We start from the raw sequence: 5,144 nt of genomic DNA, 5'->3' as shown, positions 1-5,144 counted from the left end.
ATAGCTCTTTCTGCAGAAACAGATATATCTGTAGCATTGGCCATGGCAGCAATAATAGGCGGTGCCATGTTTGGGGATAATCTTTCCGTTATTTCTGATACGACCATTGCAGCGGTCAGGACACAAGGAACGAGAATGACCGATAAATTCCGTGTGAATTTCTTAATCGTCCTGCCTGCTGCATTGCTTACAGCTTTGATTCTTGGGATTTTAACTGCTGGTCAGGAAAGCGCGGTAACAAGCGGGGATTACAGTTTTTTGAAAGTTGTTCCTTATCTGGGCGTATTGGCTGCAGCTTTACTTGGCATGAATGTCATTCTTGTGCTTAGCGGGGGTATTCTGCTTGCAGGACTGATCGGAATCGCAGATGGCAGCTATACTTTTGTTTCATTCCTTCAGATGATTGCCGAGGGAATGGCCGGCATGCAGACCCTTGCGATAATCGCCATACTCATTGGCGGATTGGTTGAGATCATCCGTTTTAATGGCGGAATCGATTACTTGCTGCACATGGCTACAAGCAAAATAAAATCCCGCAGGGGAGCTGAATTTGGTATTGCGTCACTTGTCTCTCTGACCAATTTATCTACAGCCAATAACACAATTGCCATCATTATTGCAGGGCCGCTTGCCAAAAAAATTGCAGATCAATATGAGATTGATCCGCGTAAATCAGCAAGTATTCTTGATATATTTGCCTGTTTTGTACAAGGGACTATCCCATATGGGGCTCAGATGCTGGCTGCTTCCGGGCTCGCTGCCATATCTCCTGTGAGCATCATGACATATTCCATTTATCCAATATTAATTGGCATTTGCGGCATTATTGCCATTTTGATCAACTTTCCTAACCTAAAAAAGCAATAAAAGAAAGAGCCTAGGTTGGCTCTTTTTCTGTTTGAACAATGCTATGTTTTGGAAAAAATTCCTGATATAATTAGAACGAATGTTCTAATAAATTTTGCTGAGCCTCTGCCGTTTTTTGATTTGGTATAATGGTAACATTGCAGAAAGAATCTCAGGCAAGGAAAAGAGGGTGTAAGATATGAAATTTATCCATACCGCTGATTGGCATTTGGGCAAGCTGGTCCATGGTGTATATATGACCGAAGATCAGCGTCATTTTTTGCATCAATTTATTGATGTGGTAGAGGAAGAAAAGCCGGATGCAGTCGTCATTGCAGGAGACTTATATGACCGGTCCGTCCCTCCGACTGATGCTGTAGAATTGCTGAATGAAATTCTATTTAAAATAAATGCAGAGCTCAATACACCTGTTGTTGCCATAGGCGGAAACCATGACAGCGCTGAAAGACTGTCCTTTGGAAGCTCCTGGTATAAACAAAGCAAGTTCTACCTGTCTGGAAAACTGGTAAATGATTTTAAGCCCATACATATTAATGGTGTGAATTTTTATCTGGTTCCATATGCTGAACCTGGAATGGTAAGACATTTGCTTGATGATGACCGTGTGTACTCCCATGATGATGCAATGAAAGCGATTGTGAGCAGAATTGAAGAGAACCTGAACCCAAATGAACCGAACGTTCTTGTCGGACATGCTTTTGTACTGGGCGGTGCTACCAGTGATTCGGAGAGGACACTCTCTGTCGGAGGATCAGGCTGTGTCCATTCAAGCAGCTTTGATCCTTTCTCATATACCGCACTTGGACATTTGCATAGTCCTGATGCCATAAAGCATGACAAGATCCGCTATTCAGGCTCCCTATTAAAATATTCTTTCTCAGAAGCTAAACAGGAAAAATCCATTTCTATTATAGAAATGAAGGAAAATGGGGAATTTGACTTGCGTACCCGTTCATTAAAGCCCAAAAAAGACTTGAGAGAGATCGAAGGGCATCTGGATGAACTGATGGATCCTGCTTTCTATGAAAAACAGAACCTTGATGACTATCTGAAAATCACCCTTTTTGATGAAGGTGCATTGCTTGATCCAATTAATAAGCTGAGACAGGTCTACCCGAATGTTCTTCACCTTGAAAGAAGAATAGCCGTTACAGATATGAAGAAAAAAAGCTCCTTCCTATCGATGAAGGAAGAAAAAAAGTCGGAGAATGATCTGTTTAAACAATTCTATGAACAAATGACCACTTCCGAATTTACAGAAGATAAACAGCAGGTTATGACCGATGTGATCGAAAGAGTGCTGAGAGAGGAAGCGCTGAAATGAAGCCATTAAAATTAACGATGCAGGCGTTCGGCCCTTACGCAGACAGTGAAAGCATTGATTTCACCGAGCTCGGAAACCGAACCATGTTTGTCATCTCCGGAAAGACAGGTTCAGGAAAAACCACTATTTTTGACGGCATAAGCTATGCGATTTACGGAAAGGCAAGCGGGGAGGATCGAAATGGTCCAGAACTTCGAAGCCAGTTTGCGAAAAATAATACACTAACCGAGATTTCCCTCGAATTTATTTTAAGAAATAAAAGGTATTACATTGCAAGGTCTCCTCAGCAGGAAAAGAAAAAAGAGCGCGGCGATGGCACGACAACAGTAAGCGCCAAAGCAGAACTGTATATGTATGATGAAAATGGAGAGCAAAAGCTCCTGGCTTCAAATGTGAGGGATGTTGATGAAAAGATAAAAGAAATTATGATCATTGACAGCAATCAGTTCAGGCAAATTCTGATGATTCCCCAGGGAGAGTTCCGAAAGCTCCTTACTTCTGAAAGCAAGGATAAGGAAATCATTCTTCAGCGGTTATTTCATACTCAAATATACAAACGCATTGAAGAAAAACTAAAAGAAGATGCAACTGAATTAAAAAGAACGGTAGAGGAACAGGTAAAACTGAGAGATCAGTATTTTAATCAGGTGCAGGCTGTATATAGCGAGGAGCTGAAATCTTACCTCGAAGCAGGAAGTGTCAATGACACCCTGCTCCTGCCGCTTCTTGCAGAAGAAATCAAGGAGATGGCAAGTGGTCTTGATGAACTGACAGAAGAAGGAAAGAAGAAGAAGGAACAGAGAGATCATCTTCAGCAAAAGATCTATGAAGCTGAAATGGTGCTCAAACAGTTGAAGACGAAAGAAGAGTTAAAGAAAAGGAAAGAAGAGCTGGAAGGGCTAAGAGACCAATATACTGCAAAAGAGAATGCCATTGTACTTGCTCATAAAGCAGCCCTGCTCAATCAGCAGGAGCAACTCTGTCATGAATTGAAGAAAGATCTGAATGCAGCAAATGCCGACCTTCATGAGCTTCAGAAAAATATTGGCACTCTTGAAACCTTCCTAAAAGAAAAGCAAGTTAAATGGGAATCTGAAAAGAACCGCGAGGAAGAAAGAAAACAGGCTGCCGAACAGGTTAATCACCTGCAAAGTATGAAAGAGGACATTCATTCTTATGCAAAAGTGGAAAAGCAGGTCCGCTCTCTTGAAAAAAATCTTGAAAACCTCCGGCTTCAAAAAAAACAGAAAGATGAAGCCTATCAAAAAGCTGATCTGCAAATAAAAATACTGGCTGAAGAAAAGCAGGACATTGAAAAGAGTAAGCTTGCACAGATTGAGAATGAACGAAACCTGGAGAAACTGACAGACGAAATAGAACGGCTTCATAAATATGAAGAGCTGCATAAAGAGCATCAATTATTATTGGATGCATGCAGCAATAAGAAAAATTATTTTGAACAGACTTCATACAGGCTGAATGATGCCAAACTGCTTGTGGAGGAACTGGAGGGCAAGTGGCTTCACGGACAGGCATCAATCTTAGCAGACAGGCTCCAAAACGGGGAAGCATGCCCAGTCTGCGGCTCAGACCACCATCCAAATCCGGCTGTATCGCCACATGATATTCCGGATGAAAAAGACCTGAAGGAAGCAAAGAAACAGGCAGCCCAAATTGAAGCTGAGAAAGCAAAAGCTGAGTCGGCATTTTATGAAGCCCAGTCCCGCATGAATTCCAGCGAGAGTGGATTGGCTGAAATAAAAGCCCAAATACAAAAACAGCGTACTGATTTTAAACAGGAAAGTTTGCTTGTGCTGAAAAATACACTTGCCGATCAAAAAAAGGATCTTCTTACACGTCATGCTGAACTGAAGAAGAAATCTTCAAGGCTGGAAAACTGTACTGCTGAGTTAGAAAAAACACAGCAGATGAAAGAAGCTCTGGCTGCAGAAATAGACCGGCTGCAAGACCAAATTAGTGACGCAGCCATTATGCATGCGGAAAAGAAAAGCAACTTGGTGAGGATGACGGATGCAATTCCTGAAAACCTGAGGTCTATTGAAGCTTATGAGTCAAATTTGAATAATGCGGCTGAAAAAATTGAAACTATGCAAAGACAGCTGGAAACAGCCCAGCAGAATTATCAAGATGCAAAGTCGGCCCATATCGCAGAACAGGCAAAGCACGAGACACTCCAAAAGCAGGCTGTTAAAATCGAGCAAAAGCTTGCAGACGAAAGGCAGAATTTTGTGCAGCGCATGAAGGACCAGGGCTTTGAAGTCTACGGAGAATACCGTGATGCCAAAAAATCAGAAGATCAAATCAGGCATCTTGAAGGTGAAGTAAGGAAATATCGGGAAGAAGTCCGTTCTGTACAGGATCGATACGATGAGCTGATGCAGGTTTTAGAGGGGATTGAAAAACCTGATCTGGAAAGCTTGCAGGTATCATTACAAGAAACAGATGATCAATTGAAACTGATGCAGGATCAATATACAAATCTGTTTATGAAGAAGAAGCAAAACGAAGATACAATGCAAAAAATTACAGAAATAAATGAAAATATGAAAGCCCTTGAGGAAAGGTACAAAGTAATCGGGCACTTGTATGAAATTTCAAAAGGGCAGAACACTTATCGAATTACTTTTGAACGATTTGTCCTGGCGGCCTTTTTAGATGATATACTGAGGGAAGCCAACGGACGTTTATCAAAGATGACCAGCGGAAGATATATGCTGCTTCGAAAAACAGACCGGTCAAAGGGTAACGCACAAAGCGGCCTGGAATTGCTTGTGTTCGATCAATACACTGGACAGGAGAGGCATGTGAAAACTTTATCTGGCGGAGAAAGCTTTAAAGCCGCGCTCGCACTTGCTCTTGGCCTGGCAGACGTGGTGCAGCAATACGCAGGAGGAGTATCCCTTGAGACAATGTTCATTGATGAAGGATTTGG

Annotated in this window: 3 protein-coding genes; all 3 read left to right on the top strand. The window is 42.0% G+C overall.

Going from position 1 to position 5,144, the window contains the following annotated elements:
- On the top strand, window positions 1-867 hold an 867-nt coding region (locus ACEQ1T_RS18335), incomplete at its 5' end, for a Na+/H+ antiporter NhaC family protein (protein ID WP_370224102.1).
- Window positions 868-1,045: 178 nt separating this feature from the next.
- A complete protein-coding gene (locus ACEQ1T_RS18330; protein WP_206837214.1) occupies window positions 1,046-2,191 on the top strand; it encodes an exonuclease SbcCD subunit D in 1,146 nt (381 codons plus the stop codon).
- A partial coding sequence (locus ACEQ1T_RS18325) for an AAA family ATPase (RefSeq protein ID WP_370224101.1) occupies window positions 2,188-5,144 on the top strand: 2,957 nt, incomplete at its 3' end. The genes ACEQ1T_RS18330 and ACEQ1T_RS18325, both read left to right, overlap by 4 nt.

The sequence above is a fragment of the Cytobacillus sp. genome (genome assembly GCF_964223445.1).
Taxonomy (GTDB): domain Bacteria; phylum Bacillota; class Bacilli; order Bacillales; family Cytobacillaceae; genus Cytobacillus.
This window is presented reverse-complemented; position numbering and strand designations above follow the sequence as displayed.

Coding starts and splice junctions, on each gene's coding strand:
- ACEQ1T_RS18330 (WP_206837214.1), top strand. CDS start 1,046: ATGAAATTTATCCATACCGCTGATTGGCATTTGGGCAAGCTGGTCCAT.